The sequence below is a fragment of the Promicromonospora sp. NPDC052451 genome (assembly GCF_044547525.1).
In the GTDB taxonomy this organism is placed as follows: domain Bacteria; phylum Actinomycetota; class Actinomycetes; order Actinomycetales; family Cellulomonadaceae; genus Promicromonospora.
In genome coordinates this window covers 200,611-226,312 of record NZ_JBIUAP010000004.1, presented here as the reverse complement: position 1 = coordinate 226,312, position 25,702 = coordinate 200,611, and the positions used below count along the sequence as shown (strand labels likewise).

Sequence of the window (25,702 nt, the reverse complement as noted above, 5' to 3'; positions counted from 1 at the left end):
CGGGGCGTGCTCACAGGTCACGCACCCGGATGTTGCGGAACTCCATGGCGTCCGCGTCGCTGTGGTTCTGCAGCCCGATGAACCCCGTGAGGAACTGCCGCAGGTCCGTGGGCGGGTCGCCGGCGCGCGAGGACTCCTTGCCCGGCGAGTTCTCGAACTCGTTGATCACCACGCCGTTGCGGATGATCGTGTACTGCTGGCCGACCACCTGGATCTCGTAGTCGTTCCACTCGCCCTTGGGGGTCACCCCGGCCTCGTCCAGGCCGTTCGGGTCGAAGTTGTACACGGATCCCGTCTTCTGGGGCTCCCCGGTCGTCCCGTCGTAGATCTGGATCTCGTGGCCGCAGTAGATCGCCACCCACGCCTCGGCGTCGGTGCCCTGTCCGCACTCGGGCCGCTCGTCCTGCGGGACGCGCGGGTCGGGGAACCGGGTGAAGACGCCGCTGTTGGCGTGCCCGTCACCGGGCGCGACGTCCTTGAACTGGAGCTTGAGCGAGAAGTCGCCCAGCTCCTCGCCCGGGTACCAGAGCATGCCCAGGCCGCCCTGCGCCCGGATCGACCCGTCCGGCTTCAGGTCGAAGTGCCCGCCCGGCGCCTGCCGCCAGCCGGCCAGGGACTCGGCGGTGCCGTCGAACAGCCACCGGTAACCGGTGGGGCTGCCCTCCGCACCGATGCCCGACTCCTCGGCCGCCGCCAGCAGCGCGGTGCGCTCCTTGCGGGTGATCACCTTGTCCGCCAGGAGCTGGTTCGCCACCGCGGTCACGTGGTTCACGAACCGGCCGTTCGTGTCCCACTCGGCCTCGTCCCGGATCAGGTCCGCGATCGTGCAGCCGCCCAGGTCGTCGTTGGCCACGCCGCTGTCGACGTCACCGATCCAGACCGTGTCGCGGTCGTCCGGGATGGTGCACTCGGTGGTCACCGGCACGTCGAGCGTCGTCGTCTCGCCGTCGGCGTAGGTCACCGTCAGCGTCGCCTCGTAGCTGCCCACGCGGGCGTAGGTGTGCCGCGGGTCGGCCTCGGTGGAGGTGGTGCCGTCACCGAAGTCCCAGGCGTAGGAGACGCCGCCCGAGTCGCTGCCCGTGAACGCGACCGTCAGCGGGTCGCTCTGCACGCTCGCCCCGGCGCCGGCCGGCAGCGGGGTCGGCGGGCCGCCCGTGTAGCTGATCCGGACCAGCTTCTGGCTGTTGGTCAGCGAGAAGAAGCCGCCGCCGTAGTCGAGCAGGTACAGCGCCCCGTCCGGACCGAACTTGGCGTCCATCCACTGCTGCACCTCGGCGTTGCCGTTGCCGCCCGAGATGATCTGGCGCAGGTCCTCGGCGTAGACCGGGGGACCGGCCTCCTCGACCGTGTCCGGGTTCACCGTGACGGCGATCCGGTTGTTCGCGTTCGACTGGTCACCGATGAACCACTTGTCGTCCCAGTACGCGGGCCAGGCCACGCCGCTGTCCGTGTCGACCTCCGACCGGTGGTAGGTCGGGCCGTCCATCACGGCCTGACCACCGCCGCGCAGGTACGGCAGCGTGTAGGTGGCCTCGGAGTCGACGTACGACGGGATGCCCTCCTCGTTCTCGGGGAAGACCGGGCCGCCGCCGCTGGGCGAGTACCAGATCATGTTGTCCTTGACCGGGGGCAGGTCCACCAGGCCCGTGTTGCGCGGCGAGGTGTTCTTCGGGTTGTCGCAGTCGTACCAGCCGGTCAGGACGCTCGCGTCCTCGTTGCTCCGGTCGCGGTAGGGCTGCTTGTTGCCCATGCAGTACGGCCAGCCGTGGTTGCCCGCCTCCGTGATGATCGTGGCGGTCTCGTACTTGGCCGGGCCGAGCTCCGGGTCCGGCAGGGCGGCGTCCGGGCCCACCCAGGCGGCGGTCAGCCAGTCGTTCTGGGAGTCGTAGGCCAGGCGCGAGATGTTGCGCACGCCCATCACGTAGATCTCCGGCCGCGTCTTGTCGGCCGGGTACTCGCCCTCCGGGAAGAGGTTGCCCTCGGGGATGGTGTACGTGCCGTCCGGCTCCGGGTGGATCCGCAGGATCTTGCCGTTCAGGTCGTTCGTGTTGCCCGCCGTGCGGCGCGCGTCCTGGAACGAGATGCCCGCGAACTCCTGGGTCCAGTTGTTGCCGGAGTAGCCGTCCGAGCCGCCCGACGAGTTGCTGTCACCCGAACCGATGTACAGGTTGCCCTCGTCGTCGAAGTCCATGCCGCCGCCCGCGTGGCAGCAGCTGTGGATCTGCGTGTCCCAGTGCAGCAGGTCCACGCGCGTGGCCTGGTCGATGGTGTTCGCCTCGGCGTCGTACGTGAAGCGCGACACCGTCCGCTGGCCCACGCGGCGCTCGACGTCGATCGACTCGTGCGGCATCCAGTAGAGGTAGACCCACTGGTTCTCCTCGAAGTTCGGGTCCAGCGTGATGCCGAGCAGACCCTCCTCGTTCTTGACCAGCTCGCTGCCGCTGCCGCGGTTGCCCATCACGTCGAGCGTGGTCAGCAGCGTCGTCGTCTCGCTCTCCGGGTCCCAGCGGTGCACCGTGCCGCAGCCCAGGCCCACGTCCGGGTCCTCCCACGGCACGACCGGCCCCGACGGGCACGCGGCCTTGCCGATGTAGAACACGCCGCCGTCGGGCGCGACCGTCAGGCCGTGCGGCTCGCCGATCTGGTCGAGCGTGCCCGCGGCGTTCTGCGCCGTCAGGCGCTCCGACTCGTAGTTGGCCGCGATGGTGGCCTGGCAGTCGCCGCGCACCATGCCCGTGGACCACAGCAGACCGCCCAGCAGGTGGTCGCGGAAGCCCTCCTCGGCGTAGCTCGCCGCCGTGCCGCCCATGCCGGTGTAGAACGACCGGCCGCCGTCGTAGTCCCGGCACCACGAGATCGGGTGGAACGCGCCGTTCGCGCCCTCGCCCGGCTCGTAGTCCCACTCCTGGACCTGGGCCACGGTGTGCACGTCACCGATCGGGTTGGGCGACCAGTTCAGCCACCGGTCCGACCGGGTCCAGTTCTGGGGCAGGCCCTCGCCCGCCGGGTGCGCGGGGTCCAGGACGTTGACCGTCGCCTCCTGCACCGGCACCACCGGGTCCGGCTCCTGCTCGCCCGAGGCGTCGAAGAGCTGGATCTCGGCGAGCTGGGTGAGGTCGTCACCCGCGTTCGCCGTGATGTCCAGGCGGTAGTGCTGGTAGGCCGTCTCGTTCTCGAACCGGTAGTCCTGCGCCGTGAAGCGCTCCGGGAAGTCCTGGTCCGCCTGCGAGTCCAGGTCGGTCCACGTCTCGCCGTCGGCCGAGCCCTGCAGCGTCCAGTCCTGGGGGTCGCGCCCGGCGAAGTCGTTCGCCGACGTGAGCGCGTAGCGCGTGGCGACCGCGGGCTCGGCCAGCTCCAGGTCGATCACCGCGGTGGGCTCGAACGCGAGCCACTTGGTGTTCGAGTCGCCGTCGATCAGGTTCGGCGCGTCCTCGTTCGGCGGGTTCTCGGCGCTCGCGGTGACGCTCGCGACGTCCAGCGGGTCCGGCAGGTTGCCGGCCGGCCGGGTGCCGATCAGGCCCGTGAACCACTGGGAGCGGTCCTGGGCGCGCGCGGCGTCGCGCACGCCCAGGAAGCCGCCGCCGGCCTGCACGTAGCCCTTGAGCGCGTCCTCCTGCGCGGTGCTCATCTCGACGCCCTCCGCCGAGAGGAAGACCACGCCGCGGTAGGCGGCGAGGTTCTTCGCGGTGAACACCTTGGGGTCGCTGGCCGTCTCCACGGTGAACCCGTGCTCGGCGCCCAGCTCGCGGAAGGTGCGCACGGCCGTCGTCACGGGGTCGCGCTGCTGCGCGGGTGCCCCGTAGAACACGAGCACCGTGACGTCCGCCGCGTTCTGCGCGGCGGTCGCCACCGGGGCGGCGTCCGCCACCGTGGTGCGCTGCGCCTGGGCGGGCACCGTCGCCATGCTGACGACGAGCGCCGCACCGGCGAGCGCGGCGAACGCGCCCCGTGTCGTCCTGCGCGGGGCGTCCGCCCCGCGGATCCTTCGTCGTTCTGTCCGTTCCATTGCTGCTCCCTTCACCACGCCCGTGTCGCGTGGGTGCCTGGCTGGTGCATGGCGGTCAGTGGCCGGTGTGGCTGTCGCTCGAGGACTCGGTGGTCTCGGCGGTCGTGCCGGCGGTCATGTGCCCGCCGTGCTCGTGGAACCGGTCGATGGCGTCCTGCGCGCCCTCGGGCATGGAGCCGTCGGCGTTGCGCACCAGGAAGATGCCGGCCATGCCGCCGTCCGAGTGGAACTGGACGTGGCAGTGGTACATCCAGGCGCCCGCGCCCACCTTCTGCCCGGCCTTGACCTGGAAGCCGAACGAGTCGCCCGGGTTGAGGTCGCGGGTGTCGATCACCTGGCTGGGGTCGTCCGGGCCCGCGAGGTAGCCGGTGCGGTTGTTCGCCCAGCGGTGGGCGTGCAGGTGGAAGGTGTGGAGCTGGTCCCCGTGGCCGATCGCGACGAACTCGACGGTCTCGCCGAGGTTCGCCTCCAGCATCGGGGTGTCGGGCGCCACCTTGTTGTTGATGGTCATGTCGTTGAACACGACCGTGTAGGTGCGGTCGGGCAGGATGTCGCCCTTGCGGCGCACCACGAGGCCGCCGTACAGGCCCGCGCGCAGGCCTGCCGTGCCGTGCTCGCCGTCCATCGCGTGGTCGTGGTAGTGCCAGTAGCCCGCGGAGCCGGGCACCCAGTGGCCGTCGTCGAGCTGGGTCTGCACGTGGCTGCGCCACGTGTAGGTGCGGGTCTCGCCGGGCTCGTTGAACGAGGCGTTGAAGGGGCTGCCGTCCGAGTCGGTCGAGTAGTCCACGCCGTGCGGGTGGATCGACAGCCGCTTGTCGGTGTTGTTGACGAGCTCGATCTGCAGGGTGTCGCCCTCCCACATCTCCAGCAGGGGGCCGGGGATGGTGGCCTTGCCCGGGGCCAGCCCGTAGCCGTACTGGCCGCCGGGCAGGGCCTCGGCGTAGATCGTGATGTGCCGGGTGGTGCCCAGCGTGGTGATCGGGCCCGGTCCGGCGGCGACCGCGCTGTCGGCGCCGAGCGCGAGCGCGGCGGTCGGCGCCATCAGGCCGGCGAGGGTTCCGGTCAGGACGGTACGGCGGGACACACCGCCCGATGCGGGGCGGTGGTCAGTGCTGTGCTCAGGCATGCGTCTCCGTTCGACACCGTCGGGTCGCGGTCAGGCCGGCCCGACGAGACAGGGATCGGGAGGGAGGGGAGTCGCTGACAGCGGTGTCACGAGGTGGACCACATCGTCGTTGCCTCCCAGGACGTCGGCTGATGACCGTCAGCGGCGACGGTCGTGCCCTCAGGACGCATACGGCCGCCTTGCCGGTATGGCGACAGATGGCTCGCATGCGTGTTGTGCACCACAAGGTGGCTTTGCGAACCTATGGCGACTTCTGCCGAGTGTCAAGCAAAAGATGAAGGTCGATCGTCAGACTTCGTCGGCTCGCACCGGTAAAAGGTGGTTACGGCAGGAGCACCAAGGCCGCCGTCGCGACGAGGACTGCGCCGGTGAGCAGGCCGGTCAGCGGGTGGACGAGCGCCACGGTGGGCCGGTGGCCCCGGGGGTGCGGGACGGCCCGCAGCACCCAGCCCAGCGGCCAGGCGAGCAGTGCGACGGCGATCCCGGCCGCGGCGCCGAGGTAGAGCGCGGGGACGTCGAGGGTGTTCGCGATCACCGCCACCTGGAGCGCCGTCGAGATCGCGACGACCGTCGGGATCAGGTGCACCCGCTGCTTGCCCACGGTGACGGCGGCCTTGGCCCCGTCCTTCGCGGCTGCCACCGCCCGGCGGTACCGGCTCGCCAGCAGGCCGGTGCACAGGCGGGTCAGGCCGGCGTGCACCGCCAGGGCGGCGACGTAGATGCTCACGACCCGCCCGGTCACCACCGTGCCGTCCGGCCAGGCCCGTGCGGCGGCCAGGGCGCCGAGGGCTGCGACGACGCCGGCCAGGACCAGCCCGGCGACCGGGGCCAGGCGGGTCCACGGGCCCGAGTGCCGGACGGTCCAGCCGAACCACAGCGCGCCCAGGATGCTGACCGCGGTCGCCGCCAGGGCGTGGTCGCTCGCGTACTCCATCGTTCTTCCCTCCACCCGGGACCGGCGCCGTGAAATCGGCACAAACCGGGCGCAAGCCTAAGGTGTCTGTGCAGGTCAGGGAAGGTTTCGGATATCTGGCTGGTGATGTCGCGCGATGTTCACCGAGGGGTTCACGCGGAGTTCACCGCACCCGCCGTGACGTGCCCGAGGACCGCGTCGAGCGTCTCCGGCACGTCCAGCACGCCGTTGTGCCCGGCGTCCGGCTCCACCAGCCGGCTGCCCGGGTGTGCGGCGTGCACCGCGCGCGACGAGGCCGGCGGGATCTCCCGGTCGCGCGACCCGTGCACGAACAGGGCGGGTGCCGCCACGGGGTGGCGGACGAGGTCGAAGCGGGCGGCGGGATCCGGTTCGTCGGGGAAGAGTCGTGCGGCCACCCGCCGTGCGTGCCGGTCGTGCAGGGCTGCCGGGAGGTCGATCGCCCGGACGAACCCGTCGTTCAGGGCGTCGAACGACGGTGCGGCGGCGACGGCGGTGTACGTCGCGGCGTCCAGGCCCTCCGTGACGGCGGTGCCCGCGGCGAGCGCCCCGAACGAGTGCCCGACGATGCCGGCCAGCGGCCCGGCGTCGTCGGCGATGCGGCGGATGATCGCGAGGTGGTCGAGGATCGTCGTGTACCGGCCGGTCGAGTCGCCGTGGGCCACGGCGTCGTAGGCCAGGACGTGGCGGCCCGACCGTTCCAGGGTCTCGACGAGGCGTGCGAACCGCGACGCCCGCGACCGCCAGCCGTGCACCAGCAGCACCGGGTCCCCGGCCGGGTCGCCCCAGGCGTAGGTGACGACCCGCTCGCCGGCCACGCGCAGCTCGCCGCGGCGGGCGCGCTCGTGGACGGCGCGGTCGGCGGTGCGCACCGGCGCGGGCGCGCCGATCGTGCGGAAGGCGCGGTAGGACGCGGCCAGCGCGAGCGGCGGCGCGACGCGGCCGGTGACCCGGAACGCGGCGCGGACGGCGGGGTGGATCCGGGGCATGGGGGCTCCTGTCGGGAGAAATCTGGACGACCGTACGGATAGTATCCGAACGGTCGTACACTTTCCACCATGGCGAGCGACGCGGGTACCGGCACCGAGACCGACGGCAGGCGCCTGCGCGGCGACCGCACCCGCCGCACCGTGCTCGACACCGCCGTGCAGGAGGCCTCCGTGAGCGGCCTGGAGGCGCTGTCGTTCGGCGCGCTCGCGGCGTCCGCCCCCGTGAACAAGAGCGCCATCGCCGGGCTGTTCGGGTCCAAGGAGGGGCTCCAGCTCGCCGCGGTCGAGCGCGCGCGCCAGATCTACACCGAGCACGTGATCGTCCCGGCCCGGTCCGCCCCGCGCGGCCTGCCGCGGCTGTGGGCGCTCGTGCTGGCCTGGACCGCGTACTCCCGGGCGCGCGTGTTCCGGGGCGGCTGCTTCTTCCGCACGGTCGAGGTCGAGTTCGACATGCGTACCGGCGCCGTACGCGACGCCGTCGTGGCGGCGCAGCGCGACTGGGAGGCGTACCTGGTGCACCAGGCGCAGCTCGCGGCGCAGGCCGGCGACCTGCCCGGCGACACGGACCCCGAACAGGTCGCGTTCGAGGTGAACGCGCTGCTCAACGCCGCGAACGACCGGTCCCTGCTGCTGGGCGACGATCGCGTGTACGACCGGGCGCTGGCGGCGGCGCGGGCCCTGCTCGTGGCCCACGGCGCCGACCTCGCCGCCCTGGACCGGGGTGTCACCGCGCGGGGTTAAGGTCGGGCGGTGAGCTCCTCCGCATCTGCACGCAAGCAGCTGGTCGCCCTCGCCGAGCGAGGCTTCGAGGGGCCGTGGCGGCACGCGCGCGGCGACTTCACCGCGGACGCCCGCCCCGCCTCCGTGCTCGTGCTGTTCGGCGTGCTCGACGACCTGCCCGCCGACCGCGCCGCGAACCCCGACGTCGCCGTGCCGGCCGACCTTGACGTGCTGCTCCTGGCCCGTGCCGCGACGCTGCGCAGCCACGCCGGGCAGGTCGCCTTCCCGGGCGGCCGGGCCGAGGACGGGGAGGACGCCGTCGCGGCCGCCCTGCGCGAGGCGGAGGAGGAGACCGGGCTCGACCCCGCCGGGGTGGAGGTGCTGGGCGCCTTCGGCGAGCTGCCGATGCCCGTCAGCAACCACGTGGTCACACCCGTGCTCGGCTGGTGGGCCCGCCCCACGCCCGTGCGCGTGGTGGACGTCGCCGAGTCCGCCCACGTGTTCCGCGCCCCCGTGGCCGACCTGCTCGACCCGGGCAACCGCTTCACCACGGTGCTGCGCCGCGGCCGCCAGACCTGGCGCGGACCGGGCTTCCACGTGCACGACGGCGACCTCACCCACCTCGTGTGGGGGTTCACCGCGGGCATCCTCGACGCCGTGTTCGACCAGCTCGGCTGGACCGAGCCCTGGGACCGCACCCGAGAGCTGGGCATCGCGTGATGCCCGAGGAGGAACCGATGACCGACGTGACCCGCGACGCCATCCGCGCGGCCGAGGCCCTGATCCGCCCGCACGTGCGGCACACCCCGGTGCTGGAGACCGACCTGGCCGACTTCGGCCGCCCCGCGCACCCGCTGGCGCTCAAGCTGGAGTGCCTCCAGCACTCCGGCTCGTTCAAGGCGCGGGGCGCGTTCACCAGCCTGCTCACCCGCGACGTGCCCGACGCCGGCGTCGTGGCCGCGTCGGGCGGCAACCACGGGGCCGCCGTCGCCTACGCCGCGGCCCGGCTGGGCATCCCTGCGACGATCTTCGTGCCGAGCGTGACGTCGGCGGCCAAGGCCGACCGCATCCGCGGCTACGGCGCCAAGCTCGTGGTGGGCGGCGACCGCTACGCCGACGCCCTGGCCGCCAGCGAGGAGTTCGTCGCCGGCACCGGCGCCATGACCGTGCACGCCTACGACCAGGTGGAGACGCTGACCGGCCAGGGCACCCTCGGCCTGGAGATCGGCCAGGACCTGCCCGACCTCGACACCCTGCTGGTGGCCGTGGGCGGCGGCGGGCTGATCGGCGGCATCTCCGCCTGGTTCCGCGGCGACGTGCGCGTCGTGGCCGTGGAGCCCGAGGGTGCGCCGACCCTGCACCGCGCCCTCGCGGCCGGCGAGCCGGTCGACGCACCCACCGAGGGCATCGCCGCCGACTCGCTCGCGCCCAAGCAGGTGGGCCGCCTCATGTTCCCCCTGGCCCAGCAGTTCGTCGAGCGCTCCGTGCTGGTCACCGACGAGGCCATCGCGGCCGCCCAGCACTCCCTGTGGGAGACGGCCCGCGTCGTGGCCGAGCCGGGCGGGGCGACGGCGCTCGCCGCCGTGCTGTCCGGCGCCTATGTGCCCGCACCGGGGGAGCGGGTCGCGGTGCTGGTGTGCGGCGCGAACACGACCGCCGTCCAGCTCTGAGGACTGTCGCTCAGCCCAGGAGCTGCTCCACCGCGTGCTCGCCGACGCCCACCATGACCGGGTGGGTGTCCGGGTAGGAGAAGCAGATCGTCGTGTACAGCAGCGCCCAGCCCTGGGCACGGCGCCACATCCCGGCGTCCCAGCCGCGCCCGCCCCGGGCCTGGGCGTCGACCACGGCCCGGAACCGACGGCGGCCTTCGGCGTCGAACGTGAGCCACATGGCGCCCAGGTCGGACGCCGGGTCGCCGCTGGTCACGTCGCCGAAGTCGATCACGGCGGCCAACCGGCCACCCGCGGTCACGAGGTTGGCCGGGTGCGGGTCGCCGTGCAGCCACATCGGGGCGCCGTCGTACTCCGGGGCGCTCGCGGCGTCCGCCCACAGGGCGCGGGCGCGACGGTGCAGCCGCTCGGGCAGCAGGCCGAGGCGGTCCTCGAACGTGGCCTCGCGCTCGCCGACCGGGATGCCGCGGAACCTGTTCCCGGGGGCGTCGTCGGGCGCCGGCTGGTGCAGCGCCACGAACACCCGGGCGAGGTGCTCGGCCCACGGTGTGCGCTCGGCGGGCGGGACGAGCGCGGCGGCGACGCCGTCCACCCACCGGACCACGCCCCACGGCCACGGGTAGCCGAGTGCGTCGCTGGGTGCGCCGACGCGGACCGGCGTGGGCACGGGGACGGGCAGGCGCGGCGCCAGCAGCGGGAGCACGCTGTGCTCGTTGCGCATGAGCTGCGCGCCGAGCTCGCGGCGCGGCAGACGCAGGGCGAGGTCGTCGCCCAGCCGGACCACCACGTTGTCCCACCCGTTGGCCACCAGCTCCAGCGGCAGGCCGGCGAGGTCGGGGTGCTGCTCCTGCAGGAGCGCCCGGGCGAGGTCGACGGTCACGTCGAGGTCGGCGGCGACCAACGGGACTCCTTGCTGGTGAGGGGATCGGGGCCGTTCACCCTACCCGGGCCCGGCGGCCTCCCGCGGCCCGGGCGGGCCTGAGCCTGACAGGTCCCGCTCACCCGGTATTCATGTGCCCGCCACCAGGGCGGCGGTCCTGGTTTCACCTGCGACGTTAGCGTCCCGCGCGGGCGCCACACCGGCGTCCCCCATGGGAAGAGGAGCACATGCGCACCAGCACGCGTCGCGGCGTCAGCCGCCGTGTCATGGCGGCCGCAGCCGTGGCCCTGGCCGTCGTGGCGGGTTCGGCCGTCGCGACCGTCACCGCCGTCGCGCAGCCGGACCACGGCCGCGCCCGGAACGTCATCTACCTGGTGGGGGACGGCATGGGCCGGACCCACGTGGACGCCACCCGGCAGCGTTACTACGGTGCCGCGGGCAAGCTCGTCATGGAGACCATGCCGACGATCGGGCAGGTCACGACCTACGCCGTCCAGAAGAACTCGGGCCAGCCGGGTCAGCCGGACTTCGTGCCGGAGTACGTCACCGACTCGGCGTCCTCGGCCACGGCGTGGTCCTCGGGCGTGAAGTCGTACAACGCGGCCCTGGGCGTGGACGCCAAGGGCGAGGTGGTGCCGACCCTCATGGAGCTGGCGAAGCAGGCCGGCTACCGCACGGGCAACGTCTCCACCGCCGAGATCACGGACGCCACGCCGGCCGGGCAGATGAGCCACGCGCTCGCGCGCGGCTGCCAGGGGCCGGACTACTCCGCCGCGGCCTGCCAGGACCTTGCGGTGACGGGCGAGGCGCTGCCCACCGACGACGTCCGGGTCACGCCGATCGCGGACCAGATCGCCCGGAACGGGACCGCCGACGTGGTGCTCGGTGGCGGCCTGGCGCGGTTCGACGCCGCCGACGAGCGGGCGCTGGAGAAGCAGGGCTACGAGGTGCTCGGCTCCCCGGCGGACCAGACGGTCGCGACGCGCGACGACCTGCAGGACGCCGACGGGCGCAAGGTGTTCGGGCTGTTCAACCGCGGCAACCTGACCATCGAGAAGTTCAAGCGCGAGAACCCCGGCGCCGTCCAGGCGGCCGAACCGTCGGTGGCCGAGATGACGCGCGCGGCGATCGACCTGCTCGACGGCGGCAAGAAGGGCTTCTACCTGCAGGTCGAGGGCGCGCTCATCGACAAGCGCTCGCACGCCAACGACGCCGCGCAGGCGCTCGAGGAGACGAAGGCGTTCGACGAGGCCGTCCGCGTGGCGCTGAGCTACGCGAAGCGGGACGGCAACACCACGGTGATCGTGACCGCGGACCACGAGTGCGCGGGCTTCAACATCATCGGCAAGGGCAGCTACACCAACGCCGAGGCCGTCACCCCGCCCGGTAACGTCGACGGCGGCAACACCGCCAACAGCTCGGCGCCGAGCCGGGCGTCCTCCGGTGCGCTGGACGCGACCCGGTCCACCGGTCCGGTCAACGGCTCCGGCGCCACGGACGCGGGCAACTTCGCCCCGGCCACGTTCCGCACCCCGGACGACCCGGAGGGTGTCGAGGACGGTTCGCCGGAGGCGAGCCTCTGGCTGACCTACCTGTCGGGCAACCACACGGGTGCCGCAGTGCCGGTCTACGCCTACGGTCCCGGTACGCGTGACCTGGCAGGGACGGTCGACAACACCGACCTGTTCGACGTGGTCGGCCACGCCCTGCGCGTGGTCCGCTGACGGGCGGGCACAGCATGAGCGCCCGCGCCGTCGTGCTCTCCGTGGTCGCCCTGCTGGTCGCGGGCGCCGTCGGCGCGGGCGCCACCCTGCTGGTCCGAGGTGCCGGGCCGGGTACCGCCGCGGTGCCCGACCCTGCGTCGGCGGCCCGGACGGCCTTTCCCGGCCTGGCCGCCGCCGGCGGCGAACCCGAGCTGCCCGGGTTTGCCGCCGTGCACCCCGAGCCGGGCTCCGTCGAGGTCGTCGAGGGGCCGTTCGACGACCGGCTCGACCTGGGCGACCTGCGCCTCGGGGACGGCGCGGTGACCGGCACCGTGGCGATCACCAGCGACGTGAGCGAGCTGATCGAGCTGCAGGTCGTCGCCGGGTTCTACGACGCCGACGGCAGGCTGCTCGGCACCGGTCGGTTCACGCACCACGCCGGCGACCAGGAGCACAGCCACACCGGGCCGCCTGCCGAGGAGGAGTCGTTCACGGTGGTGGTCCCCGAGGACCTCGGCGCTGCCGTGGCCTCCGCCGCCGTCGGGGTTCCGGTCCTGGTCAACGAGTAGCGCCGACGAGCAGCCTCGGGGAACGTTCTGCGGCATCATGGCGTTGACACCAGGTTCCGACAACGAGGAGACCCGGTGCAGCCACGCCAGACCGAGCAGTCCGCCGAGCAGCAGTCCGCCGAGCAGCAGTACGTCGACGCCCTGTACACGAGGCTCGACCGCGAGACCGAGCGCGTGCGTGCGGACCTCGACGACGCGGTGCGCGCCTCGTCGGCCGACCCGGCCGAGGCGTACACGCGCGAGGTGCGCGTGGCCATGCTGGGTCGGCGGGCCCGTACGCTCGACGCCGCCGAGCACCACCTCTGCTTCGGCCGCATCGACGGCGCCGACGGCCGCACCCTGCACATCGGCCGCACCGGGCTGAGCGACGGTGACCACCAGCTCCTCGTCGACTGGCGGGCCGAGGCCGCGCGACCCTTCTACGCCGCTACCGCCGCCCACCCGATGGGCCTGCGCCGCCGCCGGCACCTGGCCCTGGACGGGCGCCGGGTCGCCCGCGTGAGCGACGAGATCCTGGACGGCACCGAGCCGGGGCCGCACGACGTGGTCGGGGACGGCCCGCTGCTGGAGGCGATCAGCGCGCGGCGCACCGGCCGCATGCGGGACGTGGTCTCCACGCTCCAGGCCGAGCAGGACGCGATCATCCGCTCGGCGCACCGTGGCGTCACGGTCGTGGAGGGCGGTCCCGGCACGGGCAAGACCGTGGTCGCCCTGCACCGTGCGGCCTACGTGCTGGCGGGCTTCGAGGAGGCGCGGGCCGACGGCGTGCTCGTGCTGGGGCCGAACACCAGGTTCCTCGACTACATCGCGGAGGTGCTGCCGTCGCTCGGCGAGAACGACGTGGCCATGAGCACGGTCGACCGCCTGCTCGGCGACGCGCTGGGTCTGCCCGGGATCCCCGAGGCGGGTCACGAGCTGCGGCGCGTCGCGGGTGACGCGCGCCTGGCGGACGAGCTGGCCGAGGTGGTGGCGGGCTACCAGGCGGCGTCCGGCACGCTGACGGTGCGGGTGGACGGCGACCCGGTCACGCTGGACGAGCACGCGCTCGCGGAGGCGCGGGAGACCGCGGTCGGCACCGGCTTGCCGCACAACCAGGCGCGGGCGGTGTTCAAGGACCTGGTCGTGGACGTCGTGGCCGACGAGGTGCAGGCACGCGCCCGCGTGTTCCTCGCGAAGCTGGACGAGGACATCGAGGTGCTCACCGGCGGCGTGAACGTCGACAAGGCCGCGGCCGGGGACCTGGCGCGGCTCGGCTTCGCCCCGGACGACGGCGGCACCTTCGGGCACGCCGCCGCCGTGGCAGAGCTCGACCCCACCGCGCTGGCCGCGGAGCTCGCCGAGGACGTCGCGCTGGAGCGCGCGGTCGAGGCCGCGTGGCCCCGGCTCGTGCCGCAGGACGTGGTGCTGGACCTGCTCGACCGGCGCCCCGGGCTCGCGCCGGGCGGCGCGGCGGCCTGGACCACCGCCCACCTCCCGCTGCTCGACGAGGCCGCGCACCTGCTGGACGGGCCGCCCGCCCGGGCCTACGGGCACGTGGTGGTCGACGAGGCGCAGGAGCTGACGCCCATGCAGTGGCGGTCGGTGCTGCGTCGCTGCCCCGGACGGTCCATGACCGTCGTGGGCGACCTGGCGCAGGCCGGGCCGGCGACCGGCGCGGCGTCGTGGGCGGACGCGCTGGGCCGGGACCTGGCGCGGCGGGCCGACGTGCGCACCCTGACCGTCTGCTACCGCACCACCGCCGAGGTGCTGGCCGAGGCCGCGCCCCTGCTCGCCCGGATCGCGCCCGGCCAGACGCCGGCCCGGGCGGTGCGGCACGGGGACGAGCCCCGCCGCCGTGCCGCGGGCGACGACCTCGCGGCGGCGGTCGTGGAGGAGGTCGGCCGCGAGCTGGCGCACGGCGACCTCGTGGCCGTCGTGGCGGCGGACGACGCCGCCCCCGGCCTGACCGAGGCCCTGGGCACCGCGGCGAACGCGGCCGGCGCCGTGCGGGTGGTGCCGGTGTCCCAGGTGCGTGGCCTGGAGTTCGACGCCGTGCTGGTCGCCGACCCCGGCGGCATCACCGCCGCGCGGCCGGGCGGTGAGCGCGACCTCTACGTCGCGCTGACCCGCCCGACCCGGCGGCTCGTCGTGGTCGGCTGAGCCGGCGGCTACCAGGACGTGGCGACCGGCATGCCCTCCTGGTACCCGGCGGCCGACTGGATGCCGACCACGGCACGGTCGGCGAACTCCGCCAGGGACCGCGCGCCCGCGTAGGTGCACGAGGAGCGCAGTCCCGAGGTGATCTCGTCGAGCAGGTCCTCCACGCCCGGCCGGGCCGGGTCGAGGTACATCTTGCCGGTGGAGATGCCCTCCTCGTACAGGGCCTTGCGGGCCCGCGCGAAGGCCGTGCCGCTCCCGGCGGTGCGGGCCGCGACGGCGCGCGCGGAGGCCATGCCGAACGAGTCCTTGTACAGGCGGCCCGTGCCGTCGTCCTTCAGGTCGCCGGGGGACTCGTACGTGCCGGCGAACCAGGAGCCCACCATCACCTGCGACGCGCCGGCGGCCAGCGCCAGGGCGACGTCGCGGGGGTGGCGCACCCCGCCGTCGGCCCAGACGTGCTTGCCGAGCTCGCGCGCCGCGGCCGCGCACTCCAGGACGGCGGAGAACTGCGGCCGCCCGACGCCGGTCTGCATGCGCGTGGTGCACATGGCGCCCGGGCCCACGCCGACCTTGAGGATGTCGGCGCCGGCGGCCACGAGGTCGCGCACGCCGTCGGCCGTGACCACGTTGCCGGCCACGACGGGCACGTCCGGGTCCACGGACCGCACCGCCTCCAGGGCGGCGAGCATCTTGGTCTGGTGACCGTGGGCGGTGTCCACCACGAGCACGTCCACGCCCGCGGCCAGCAGGTCCTTCGTCTTGGCGGCGACGTCGCCGTTGATCCCGACGGCGGCGCCGACCCGCAGGTGGCCCGACGCGTCGAGCGCGGGGGAGTAGATCGAGGAGCGCAGCGCGCCCTTGCGGGTCAGCACGCCGGCCAGGCGCCCGTCGCGCACCACGGGCGCCAGGTCGAGACGGGCGGAGTGCAGCACGTCGAACGCCGCCTCCAGGCCGCCCGGCCCGTCCAGCAGCGCGGCGTCCAGGAGCTGCGGCTCGGCGGACATCACCTGGGCGACCTGCGTGAAGCGGTCCACGTCCGCGCAGTCCGACTCGGTCACCACCCCGACGGGCCGGCCGTCGGCCACGACGACGGCGGCGCCGTGCGCGCGCTTGCCGAGCAGGGTCAGCACGCTGTGCACCGTGTCGTGCGGCGCGACCACGACCGGCGTCTCGATCACGGGGTCCTTGGCCTTCACGTCCGCGACCACGGCCGCCACGACGTCGGCCGGGACGTCCTGCGGCAGGATCGCCAGCCCGCCGCGCCGGGCGACGGTCTCGGCCATGCGCCGGCCCGCCACCGCCGTCATGTTGGCGACCACGACGGGGACCGTGGTCCCGGTGCCGTCGTCGGAGGAGAGGTCGACGTCGAACCGCGAGGTCACGTCCGAGCGCGACGGCACGAGGAAGACGTCGCCGTAGGTGAGGTCGGTGGCCGGGGACTGCCCAGGGAGGAATCGCACGTTCACCAAGGGTAAAGAATTCTTCTGCTCGTGCCTATGAGTCCGGCCACATCGGTGTGGAGGTATCGCGGGCACCCCGGAGACAGCCGTGGCAGGAGTGCCGGGCGTGGCACAGTGGAGGGGTCGGGGACCCTTAGAGTGGGGCCCCGATCCGCCCCTCACCGGGCACGACGAAAGGAAGCGCATGGGTCTGCTGAGCGACATCCGCCTCCCCGAGGACGTCCGGGCGCTGACGCCCGGCCAGATGCCGGAGCTCGCCGAGGAGATCCGCCGATTCCTCGTGGAGAGCGTCTCGCGCACGGGTGGCCACCTCGGCCCCAACCTCGGTGTCGTCGAGCTGACCATCGCGCTGCACCGCGTCTTCGACTCGCCCCGTGACGCCATCGTGTTCGACACGGGGCACCAGGCCTACGTGCACAAGCTGCTCACCGGCCGCCAGGACTTCTCCGACCTGCGCAAGCGCGGCGGCATCTCGGGCTACCCGAGCCGCGCCGAGTCCGAGCACGACGTCGTGGAGAACTCGCACGCCTCGACCGCCCTGTCCTGGGCCGACGGCATCGCCAAGGCCAACCAGGTGCGCGGCAAGGACGACCACGTCGTGGCCGTCATCGGCGACGGCGCACTCACGGGCGGCATGGCCTGGGAGGCGCTGAACAACATCGCGGAGAGCCGGGACCGCCGGCTCGTGATCGTCGTGAACGACAACGGCCGCTCCTACTCGCCGACCATCGGCGGGCTCGCCAACCACCTCGACACCCTGCGCACCACCCGCGGCTACGAGGCGTTCCTGAGCTGGGGCACGCGCACCCTGCACCGCTCCGGGGCGCCCGGGCGCTTCGCCTGGCGCTGGCTGCACGGCCTCAAGAAGGGCCTCAAGGACGTCGTCGCGCCGCAGGGCATGTTCGAGGACCTGGGCATCAAGTACATCGGCCCCGTCGACGGCCACGACACCGAGGCCCTCGAGCGCGCGCTCGGCCGCGCCAAGGCCTACGGCCGCCCCGTGATCGTGCACGCGATCACCGAGAAGGGCCGCGGCTACAAGCCCGCCGAGGAGGACATCGCCGACCGGTTCCACGCCGTCGGCGTCATCCACCCCGAGACGGGGCTGCCCGTGGCGCCCAGCCGGTTCGGCTGGACCAAGATCTTCGCCGACGAGATCGTCACCATCGGCCGCCGCCGGCCCGACGTCGTCGCAATCACCGCCGCCATGCTGCACCCCGTGGGGCTCGCACCGTTCCAGGAGCAGTTCCCGGACCGCACCTTCGACGTCGGCATCGCCGAGCAGCACGCCGTCACCTCGGCCGCCGGCATGGCGTTCGCCGGGCTGCACCCCGTCGTCGCCGTCTACGCGACCTTCCTGAACCGCGCGTTCGACCAGGTGCTCATGGACGTCGCCCTGCACAAGGCGGGCGTCACGTTCGTGCTGGACCGCGCCGGCGTCACCGGCGACGACGGCGCCAGCCACAACGGCATGTGGGACATGGCGATGCTGCGCATCGTGCCCGGCCTGCGCCTGGCCGCCCCGCGCGACGAGCCGACGCTGCGCGAGGCCCTGCGCACCGCCGTCGACGTCGACGACGCGCCCACCGTGGTCCGCTACCCCAAGGGCGCCGTCGGCGACGAGATCCCGGCGCTCGAGGCCCTCGACGGCGTGGACGTCGTGGGGCGGTTCGCCCCCGACACCAACCGCCGCCAGGACGGCCCGGCCCGGCGGGTGCTCGTGGTCGGCGTCGGCTCGATGGCGGCCTGCGCCATGGAGACCGGCGCGGCGCTCGCGGCGCACGGCGTCGAGGCCACGGTGGCCTCCCCGACGTGGGTGCTACCCGTCCCGGAGAACCTCGTCAAGCTGTGCGGCGAGCACGACCTGGTGGTCACGGTGGAGGACGGCGTGGTGGACGGCGGGGTGGGCGACATGCTCGCGCAGCGCGCCGGGGAGCAGGGCATCACCACCCCGCAGGTGCACCTGGGCCTGCCGGTCGCGTTCCTCGACCACGCCAGCCGCGACCACATCGTCCGTGCGCAGCGCATGACGGCCGCCGACGCGACGCGTGACGCCCTGGCGGCACTGGCGCTGCTGTGACCAGGGCCGGACGCACCGTCGGCGTCGAGGAGGAGCTGATGCTGGTCGGGCACGACGGCGCCCCCATCGCGCGGGCGCAGGACGTGATCGGCAGCGCGCAGCCGGACGACGGGCCGCTGGAGCACGAGCTCATGGAGGAGCAGATCGAGACGGCCACGCCGCCGCGCTGGTCGCTCGAGGACATCGCCGCCGCGATCCGGGAGGGTCGTGCAGGTGCCCAGGCGGCGGCCGACCGGCACGACGCCCGCATCGCCGCGCTGGGGACGTCGCCCCTGGCACTCGCCGGGACCACGGTCGGCAAGCTGCGGTACCTCCTGGCGCAGGCCGAGTTCGGGCTGACCGCCCGCGAGCAGCTCACCAGCGGCTGCCACGTGCACGTGGCGGTGGCCGACGACGCCGAGGGCGTCGCCGTGCTGGACCGCATCGGGCCGTGGCTCGCGCCGCTGCTGGCGCTGTCGGCCAACTCGCCGTACTGGATGGGCGACGACTCCGGGTACGCGAGCTTCCGCTCGCAGGTCTGGTCGCGCTGGCACACGGCAGGCCCGACGCGGCGCTTCGGCACCCCGGAGGCGTACCACGAGGCGGTCGAGAACCTGGTCGCGACGGGCACCATCCTGGACGAGGGGATGGTGTACTTCGACGCCCGGCTGTCGGCGCGCTACCCGACCGTGGAGATCCGGGTGGCGGACGTGTGCCTGTCGGCGGACACCGCGACGCTCCTGGCGGCGCTGGCCCGGGGCCTGGTCGAGACGGCCGCGCGGGCCGCGGGCGACCCCGCGCCGGACGTGCCAGTCGAGATCCTGCGCACGGCGCTGTGGCGGGCCGGCCGGTCCGGTCTCAAGGGTGACCTCGTGGACCCGCGGACGTGGCGTCCGGCCCCGGCGCACGACGTCGTCGGCGCGCTGGTGGCGCACGTGCGCGAGGCCCTGGCCGACCAGGGCGACCTCGATGCCGTGACCGACCTGCTGGGCGGCCTGTGGGCCTCGGGCGGCGGCGCGGCCCGGCAGCGTGCCTGGGCGGCCGAGACCGAGGGCGACCTCGCGGCGGTCGCGCTGCGCGCGGCGGACGCGACCCTGGAGTAGACGGCTCACCAGGGCCGGCCGGGCCGTCCTGCCACGAGAGCCGGCCGAGACCCGGCCCGTGTGCCGGACCTACCGCCGGGTCCTGGGGCGCCTCCGCCGGCGGGGAATATCGGGTTGCCCCTGACCGACCGGTCCTGGAACGGTCGGACGATGGACCTCGTCGGCATGTTCCCGCCCTTCGGCCTCCGGGTCGCCAGCGGCGACCTCGAGCTGCGCCTGCCCGACGACGCAGAGCTCGCCACGCTGGCCGACCTCGCGGTGGCCGGTGTCCACGAGCCGGGACGCCGTCCGTTCCTGGTCCCGTGGAACGTCGGGACGCCCGAGGAGGTGCGGCGCGGCGTGCTGCAGTACCACTGGGCGGCCAGAGGCCGGACGGCGCCCGAGGCGTGGGCGCTGGAGCTCGCGGTGTTCCGTGACGGGGAGCCCGTCGGCGTGCAGTCCGTGGCCGCCACCGACTACCCGGTGACGCGGTCGGCCGGCACGGGGTCGTGGCTCGGCCTGGCGCACCACGGCCAGGGCCTCGGCAAGCGCATGCGGCTCATGGCCCTGCACCTGCTGTTCGAGGGGTTCGACGCCGCCGTCGCCACCACGGAGGCGTTCGACGACAACCCGGAGTCGAACGGGGTGACGCGCTCGCTCGGCTACGCGCCGAACGGCGTCGTCCTGCGTGACAGGCAGGGCGAGCGGGCCACCGAGAACCGGTACCGGATGACGCGTGCGGCGTGGGACGCGCGGCTCGACGCCCACCGCCCCGGCGTGACGCTGCGGGGCGTGGCACCGGTCCGCGCGATGCTGGGGATGGACGAGGCTCAGCCGTAGATGGTCTCGGCGTACCTCGGGCCGTAGTGCGCCTCGACCTCGGCCAGGGTCTGCTCGGGCCGCTCCAGCGTGTGCGCGAGGACGGCACGGCGCGGCACCGACTCGGCGTCCCACGTCTCCGGGTCCCACGCCCGGGAGCGCAGGAACGCCTTGGAGCAGTGGTGGAAGACCTCCTCGACGTCCACCTCCAGCGCGAGCACCGGCACGTTGCGGCGCACCTGGAGGTCGGCGAGGTAGGGCGCGTCGCGCACCAGGCGGGCGCGGCCGTTGACCCGCAGCGTGTCGCCCCGCCCAGGGATCACGAAGATGAGCCCCACGTGCGGGTTGGCCAGCACGTTGAGGAACCCGTCGGTGCGCCGGTTGCCGGGTCGCTCCGGGATCGCGATCGTGCGGTCGTCCAGCACCCGCACCAGGGAACCGGCCGGGTCGCCCTTGGGGGAGACGTCGAGGTTGCCCTCGGCGTCGGACGTCGCGACCAGGCACAGCGGCGAGGCCGCCAGCCACTGCCGGTCGAGCTCGTGCAGCGCGGGGCGCACCTTGTTCGCCGCCGTGTCGAGGGGCGGCGGGATGATCTCGCGCAGTTCCTCAACGGTCGTGACGGGCGTTCCGCCGAATGTGCTCTGCTCGTGGGTCATGCCCTCAACATAGCCCTGGAGCAAATGGGGCATGTCAGACCATCCGGGTACGCTCGCAGCGCCATGACCGAGCAGACGACCCTCCCCAGCCCGGCGGACACCCCGGCCGCCGCCCCCGCACCGCCCCGGCCCTGGAAGGCTCGCGCGGCCCGCCGCGTGCTGGAGCAGGCCGGGGCGCTGCTCGACGACGCCCGCCTGCTCACCACCGCCGACCTCGGCCTGCGCGAGCGCGTCCGCGACGCCTACACCGCCACCCGCGAGGTCCGCGTGCACGCCGACCTGCGCACCGTCCCGGTCACGGCACTGGAGGAACGGCGCAAGAAGCTGCGTGTCGCCGTCCTGGAGAAGGCCGGGTTCACGCACGTCACGCAGGTGCTCGCCGCCGGGACCGACCGCCTGGTCGACGCCGGCATCGGCGCGGGAACCGCACGGCTCGCCACGTCGGCCGCCCGCGAGCTCGCCGACCAGGCCGACGCCGAGCTGCGCTTCCGCATCGACGTCGACCCCGACGACCCCTACGCCACCGTGCTCGTCCAGGCGCTGTACGCCTTCGGCCTCGCCACCGACGCCCGGCACCGGCACCTCGACGAGGCCCGCCGCGTGGCCGACGTCGTCCCCGCCCACCTGGAGCCCGCAGGGCTCGCCGCGAGCGTCTGGCGCCGGCTCGTGGCCCCCGCCGACCGCAGGACCGCCGCCCTGGTCGCGGTCTCGGCGCTCGCGGACCAGGTGGCGGCCGCACGCCTGACCGACGACGCACGGGCCGTCCGCGCCGCCGTCGGGCAGCCGCCCGAGGCGGCCGAGGTGTGGGCCGACTTCGAGGCGCGCTCGGCCGAGTACTACGGGCTGCTGTCCCAGGTCGTGGACCTCGGCGACGACCACGAGGCCGCCGAGGGCGGGCTGCCCGCCGACGTCGTCCGCCGGGTCGAGGCGCAGCCCCTGGACCGGACCCTGCTGCGCGCCAGCCTGCGCGGCTACCAGCAGTTCGGCGCGAAGTACGCGCTGGTGCAGCGGCGCACGATCCTCGGCGACGAGATGGGGCTGGGCAAGACCATGCAGTCCATCGCCGTGGCCGCGCACCTCGTGGCGACCGGCGGCACGCACGTGCTCGTCGTCTGCCCTGCCAGCGTGGTCACCAACTGGGAGCGGGAGGTGCGGCAGCACTCCAGCCTGACCGCCGTCGTGCTGCACGGCACCGACCGGGAGCGGGCCGCCGCCCGCTGGGTCACCGACGGCGGCGTCGCCGTGACGACCTTCGAGGTGCTCGGCCGGCTCGACCTGCCGCACGACCTGCGGCCCGCGCTCCTGGTCGTCGACGAGGCCCACTACGTGAAGAACCCCGAGACGCTGCGCGGCCGCGAGGTGCGGCGCTGGGCCGACCGGTCCGACCGCGTCCTGTTCCTGTCCGGCACCCCGATGGAGAACAAGGTCGCCGAGTTCAAGAACATGGTGGGCTACCTGCAGCCCGAGGTGGCCGGGCAGCTCGACCCCAACGCCGGCCTGTCCGGGGCCAAGGCGTTCCGCCGCATCGTCGCGCCCGCCTACCTGCGCCGCAACCAGGAGGACGTGCTCACCGAGCTGCCCGAGATGGTGCAGGTGGACGAGTGGGAGCAGTTCGGTCCCGTCGACGGCGCCGCCTACCGCGAGGCGGTCCTCGCGGGGAACTTCATGGCGATGCGCCAGGCCGCGTTCGCGGTCACCGACCCGGGGGACTCGGCCAAGCTCGTGCGCCTGCGCGAGCTCGTCGCCGAGGCCGTCGACGCCGGCCGCCGCGTCATCGTTTTCTCCTACTTCCTGTCCGTGCTGGAACAGGTCATGGACCTGCTCGGCGACCTCGCCGTCGGCCCGCTGACCGGGTCCGTGCCCGTGCCCGAGCGGCAGACCATGGTCGACGCGCTGTCCGCGCCCGGCGGACCGTCCGTGCTGGTCAGCCAGATCACCGCCGGGGGAGTCGGGCTCAACGTGCAGGCCGCGAGCGTCGTCATCTTCTGCGAACCCCAGGTCAAGCCCACCATCGAGGCGCAGGCCGTGGCCCGCGCCCACCGGATGGGCCAGACCCGCACCGTCCAGGTGCACCGGCTCCTGGTCGAGCACTCCGTGGACCAGCGGATGATGGAGATCCTCGGCTCCAAGGCGGCGCTGTTCGAGGAGTTCGCCCGCCAGTCCGAGATCACTGACGTGTCGCCGTCGGCCGTGGACGTCGCCGCGCCGTCCGAGACCAGGCTGTCGCGCACCATCCTGGCCGAGGAGCAGCGGCGCCTCGCCAGCACGGAATGAGCCTCGGCGGTCGGCGACGGGTGTGATAACCGGTTCGAGAGGTTTTCCGGTTCACTGACGTCGTGTCCCCGTTGTCGTCACCCGCCGGTGCGACGGTCGCGCACGTCACCTCGCCCGCCCGGCTGCTCGCCCCTGCCCGGCGCACCGTGCCGTTCCTCGGGCGCACGGCCGAGCGGGCCTCGTTCGCCGCCTGGTGCGAGGACCCGCGACCGGTGTCCGTCCGCCTGGTCAGCGGCCCGCGCGGCGTCGGGAAGACCCGCCTCGCGCGCGAGGTCGCGCACGAGAGGGCGCACGCCGGCTGGACCTGCCTCGACGTGCCCGACGGTGCCGAGGCCGCCGCCCTGGCCGCCGTCCCCGACGGCGCCCCCGCCCTCCTGCTCGTGGACGACGCCGAACGGCGCGGCCCGGCGCTCGCGGACCTCCTGCGGACGGCGGCCCGTGGCCGCAACGGCGCGTTGCGCGTGCTGCTGGTCGCACGGGACGCAGGTGTGTGGTTCGACCGCCTGGCGGCGACCGACCCGGACGTCCGGGCGCTGCTCGGACCCGCCCGGTCCGACCGGGCACTGCGCCCCGAGGTGCTGCCCGGCCAGGTCGACGCCCGGCTCGTGACCGCGTTCGTGGGACCGTACGCACAGGCGCTCGGCGTCCCCGTGCCGCGGGTCGCGGTCGCCTCCGTGCCGGGCGGGGCCCGGATGCTCGACCTCCAGGCGGCGGCGCTCTGCGCGGTGCTGCGCTCGCAGACGGGCCCGCCGGCGGGAGTCCTGCCGGTCGACGTGTCCGACGCCCTCGACGAGCTGCTGGAGCACGAGCGCTGGAGCTGGTTCCGCTCGGCCGAGGAGGAGGGGGTGCTCGGCGGCACCGGGTTCCGGCCCGAGGCCATGGACGCCCTGGTCGCCGCGGCCACGCTCACCGGCGTGCGCACCCAGGACGCGGCGGAGAACCTCGTCCGCCGGGTCGCGTCGGTGGTACCGGGCGTGCAGGACGCCGGCCGGGCCGGCGTGGCCCGCTGGCTGCTGGCGCTGGACCCGGCCCGGGCCCTGCCCGCCCGGCTGCTCGACCCCCACCTGCTGGCCGAGCTGACGGACACACCCGACCTGCTCGCGGCGTGCCTGACGGGGGCGAGCCCGGCATCGGCCCGCCGGGCGGCCCTGCGGATGACCGCCGTCGCCGCCGAGCGGCTCGACGCCCGCTGCGCGGAGCACGGACCGGCCCTGGACCGGCTGGGTGCGGCGGTCGCGGCCCTGCCCCCGGAGCACGACACCCTCCGCGCCGTCTCGGGGGCCTTCCCGCACCCGTCGCTGGCGCTGGGCGAGCTGCGCGCCGAGCTCGCGTCGCGCACGCTCGGGGCCCTCGGTGCGGCCCCCGACGGCGCCCGGCTCGCCGAGGCCCGGCACGACGCCGGCGTCGCGCTGCGCGAGGCCGGCCGGGCCGAGGACGCCGAACCCCACGAACGCCGGGCGGTGTCCCAGTTCCAGCGCCTCGCGGGGGCCGACCCGCGGCGGTTCCGGCCGCGCCTGGCGGTCCAGCTCGCGCACCTGGCGGCCACCTGCGCCGAGCAGGGCCGGTACGAGGAGGCCCGGGACCTGGCGGGACAGGCCGTGGCGCTGCTGCGCCTCCTGGCCGCGGGCGACGCCACCGGTGCCGCGTGGCCCGAGCTCGCGACCGCCCTCACCGACCTGGCCGCGACGACGGCGGCGCTGGGCGACCCCGCGGCCGCGCTGGCGCCGGGCCGGGAGGCGGTGGAGGTCTGGCGGCGGCTTGCGCAGGAGAACCCGGAGCGGTTCGTCCCGGGGCTGGCGCGTGCGCTGGCGGGCGTGGCCCGGTGGCTGGTGGATCTGGGCCGGGCCGCCGAGGCGATCGGCCCGGCCGCCGAGTCCCTGGGGCTGAGCCGGGACCTGGCGGCCACGGACCCCGACGCCCACCTGCCGGGTCTGGGTGACGCGCTGTCGGTGACGGGCAGCGCGCTCGTCGAGCAGGGGGACGACGAGGAGGCCGTCCCGTATCTCACCGAGGCTGTCGCGACCCACCGGCGGACCGCCGAGGAGAACCCCGGCCGCTACCTGCCCGACCTCGCCCGCTCCCTCCAGGCCCTGGGCACCACGCTGGCGGCCCGGGGCGAGACCCGGGAGGGCGTCGCGCTCCAGCTCGAGGCGGTCGAGGTCCGACGGCGGCTCGTGGCCGGCGACCGCGACCGGCACCTGCCGGGGCTGGCCGGCGCGCTGTCCGGCGTCGGCGCCACGTACTCGCGCCTGGACCGGCCGCTGGCCGCGCTCGACGCGGAACGGGAGGCGACGCGGGCATGGCGCGAGCTCGCCGCCCGCGACCCGGAGCGGTACCGCCCCCGGCTGGCACGGTCGCTGACCACGGTGAGCGCGAGCTTCGCGGCCCTGCGGCTGGGCGACGAGGCCGTGGCCCCGGCGTCCGAGGCGGTCGTGCTGCTGCGCGACCTGGCAGGCAGCCCCGGCCCGGACGCGGAGCGGCACCGCGCGCCGCTGGCCGAGGCGCTGCGGGCGCTGGCGCTGGCTCTGCACGACCAGGAGCGGTTCGGGGAGGCTCAGGAGGTGCGGGGGGAGGCGGAGGACCTGGGGACCCCGATGGTTCGCCGAGGAAACTGACGTT

18 protein-coding genes are annotated in these 25,702 nt (G+C 74.4%); 11 read left to right on the top strand and 7 right to left on the bottom strand.

Annotated features, from left to right (window positions below):
- Positions 1 to 10: 10 nt before the first annotated feature.
- From ACIG47_RS09015 to ACIG47_RS09000, 4 genes are all read right to left on the bottom strand, one after another.
- Complete coding sequence (locus ACIG47_RS09015) at positions 11 to 4,006, bottom strand: ThuA domain-containing protein (protein WP_397430509.1); 3,996 nt, start codon at positions 4,004 to 4,006, stop codon at positions 11 to 13.
- A gap of 55 nt (positions 4,007 to 4,061) precedes the next feature.
- The gene (locus ACIG47_RS09010; protein WP_397430508.1) at positions 4,062 to 5,132 is read right to left on the bottom strand and encodes a multicopper oxidase domain-containing protein; all 1,071 of its coding nucleotides are present in this window, start codon (positions 5,130 to 5,132) and stop codon (positions 4,062 to 4,064) included.
- Positions 5,133 to 5,454: 322 nt separating this feature from the next.
- On the bottom strand, positions 5,455 to 6,066 hold the full coding sequence (locus tag ACIG47_RS09005) for a hypothetical protein (RefSeq protein WP_397430507.1): 612 nt from the start codon (positions 6,064 to 6,066) through the stop codon (positions 5,455 to 5,457).
- 131 nt (positions 6,067 to 6,197) lie between these two features.
- On the bottom strand, positions 6,198 to 7,052 hold the full coding sequence (locus ACIG47_RS09000; RefSeq protein WP_397430506.1) for an alpha/beta fold hydrolase: 855 nt from the start codon (positions 7,050 to 7,052) through the stop codon (positions 6,198 to 6,200).
- A gap of 69 nt (positions 7,053 to 7,121) precedes the next feature.
- Between ACIG47_RS09000 and ACIG47_RS08995 the strand changes: the two genes are divergently transcribed.
- Genes ACIG47_RS08995 through ACIG47_RS08985 form a run of 3 tightly spaced genes read left to right on the top strand, consistent with a single transcriptional unit; the run spans position 7,122 to position 9,442 of the window.
- Positions 7,122 to 7,793 carry a TetR/AcrR family transcriptional regulator gene (locus ACIG47_RS08995; protein ID WP_397430505.1) on the top strand — a complete coding sequence of 224 codons (672 nt, stop codon included), beginning with the start codon at positions 7,122 to 7,124 and terminating at the stop codon, positions 7,791 to 7,793.
- A 9-nt stretch (positions 7,794 to 7,802) separates the two neighbouring features.
- Positions 7,803 to 8,492: an NUDIX hydrolase gene (locus tag ACIG47_RS08990; RefSeq protein ID WP_397413672.1), complete on the top strand. Its 690-nt coding sequence runs from the start codon at positions 7,803 to 7,805 to the stop codon at positions 8,490 to 8,492.
- A gap of 17 nt (positions 8,493 to 8,509) precedes the next feature.
- Complete coding sequence (locus tag ACIG47_RS08985; protein WP_397430504.1) at positions 8,510 to 9,442, top strand: threonine/serine dehydratase; 933 nt, start codon at positions 8,510 to 8,512, stop codon at positions 9,440 to 9,442.
- A 10-nt stretch (positions 9,443 to 9,452) separates the two neighbouring features.
- Here the strand turns inward: ACIG47_RS08985 and ACIG47_RS08980 are convergent, their stop codons facing one another.
- Positions 9,453 to 10,343, bottom strand: coding sequence for an aminoglycoside phosphotransferase family protein (locus ACIG47_RS08980; protein WP_397430503.1), 891 nt, complete (start codon positions 10,341 to 10,343; stop codon positions 9,453 to 9,455).
- A 206-nt stretch (positions 10,344 to 10,549) separates the two neighbouring features.
- On the opposite strand from ACIG47_RS08980, the gene ACIG47_RS08975 reads away from it, so the two are divergent.
- From ACIG47_RS08975 to ACIG47_RS08965, 3 genes are all read left to right on the top strand, one after another.
- Complete coding sequence (locus tag ACIG47_RS08975) at positions 10,550 to 12,046, top strand: alkaline phosphatase (protein WP_397430502.1); 1,497 nt, start codon at positions 10,550 to 10,552, stop codon at positions 12,044 to 12,046.
- A 14-nt stretch (positions 12,047 to 12,060) separates the two neighbouring features.
- Positions 12,061 to 12,594, top strand: a complete 534-nt coding sequence (locus ACIG47_RS08970; protein ID WP_397430501.1) for a hypothetical protein — start codon at positions 12,061 to 12,063, stop codon at positions 12,592 to 12,594.
- A 75-nt stretch (positions 12,595 to 12,669) separates the two neighbouring features.
- Positions 12,670 to 14,733, top strand: a complete 2,064-nt coding sequence (locus ACIG47_RS08965) for a HelD family protein (protein WP_397430500.1) — start codon at positions 12,670 to 12,672, stop codon at positions 14,731 to 14,733.
- A gap of 8 nt (positions 14,734 to 14,741) precedes the next feature.
- Here the strand turns inward: ACIG47_RS08965 and ACIG47_RS08960 are convergent, their stop codons facing one another.
- Entirely contained in the window at positions 14,742 to 16,193 is a 1,452-nt protein-coding gene (locus ACIG47_RS08960; RefSeq protein WP_397430499.1) for a GuaB1 family IMP dehydrogenase-related protein, read from the bottom strand.
- 184 nt (positions 16,194 to 16,377) lie between these two features.
- Between ACIG47_RS08960 and dxs the strand changes: the two genes are divergently transcribed.
- From dxs to ACIG47_RS08945, 3 genes are all read left to right on the top strand, one after another.
- Positions 16,378 to 18,273 (top strand): 1-deoxy-D-xylulose-5-phosphate synthase, encoded by a 1,896-nt coding sequence (gene dxs, locus ACIG47_RS08955; RefSeq protein ID WP_397430498.1) that lies wholly within the window; start codon positions 16,378 to 16,380, stop codon positions 18,271 to 18,273.
- Positions 18,270 to 19,355 (top strand): glutamate--cysteine ligase, encoded by a 1,086-nt coding sequence (locus ACIG47_RS08950; RefSeq protein WP_397430497.1) that lies wholly within the window; start codon positions 18,270 to 18,272, stop codon positions 19,353 to 19,355. Before dxs ends, ACIG47_RS08950 begins: the two co-directional genes overlap by 4 nt.
- Before the next feature lie 150 nt (positions 19,356 to 19,505).
- Entirely contained in the window at positions 19,506 to 20,174 is a 669-nt protein-coding gene (locus tag ACIG47_RS08945; protein WP_397430496.1) for a GNAT family N-acetyltransferase, read from the top strand.
- Here the strand turns inward: ACIG47_RS08945 and ACIG47_RS08940 are convergent.
- A complete protein-coding gene (locus tag ACIG47_RS08940; protein ID WP_397430495.1) occupies positions 20,165 to 20,809 on the bottom strand; it encodes a pyridoxamine 5'-phosphate oxidase family protein in 645 nt (214 codons plus the stop codon). The genes ACIG47_RS08945 and ACIG47_RS08940 overlap by 10 nt on opposite strands.
- 63 nt (positions 20,810 to 20,872) lie before the next feature.
- Between ACIG47_RS08940 and ACIG47_RS08935 the strand changes: the two genes are divergently transcribed.
- Together ACIG47_RS08935 and ACIG47_RS08930 are read left to right on the top strand one after the other, a co-directional pair.
- Positions 20,873 to 23,083 carry a DEAD/DEAH box helicase gene (locus ACIG47_RS08935; RefSeq protein ID WP_397430494.1) on the top strand — a complete coding sequence of 737 codons (2,211 nt, stop codon included), beginning with the start codon at positions 20,873 to 20,875 and terminating at the stop codon, positions 23,081 to 23,083.
- Between the two features lie 62 nt (positions 23,084 to 23,145).
- On the top strand, positions 23,146 to 25,698 hold the full coding sequence (locus tag ACIG47_RS08930; RefSeq protein ID WP_397430493.1) for a tetratricopeptide repeat protein: 2,553 nt from the start codon (positions 23,146 to 23,148) through the stop codon (positions 25,696 to 25,698).
- The last annotated feature ends 4 nt before the right edge of the window (positions 25,699 to 25,702 follow it).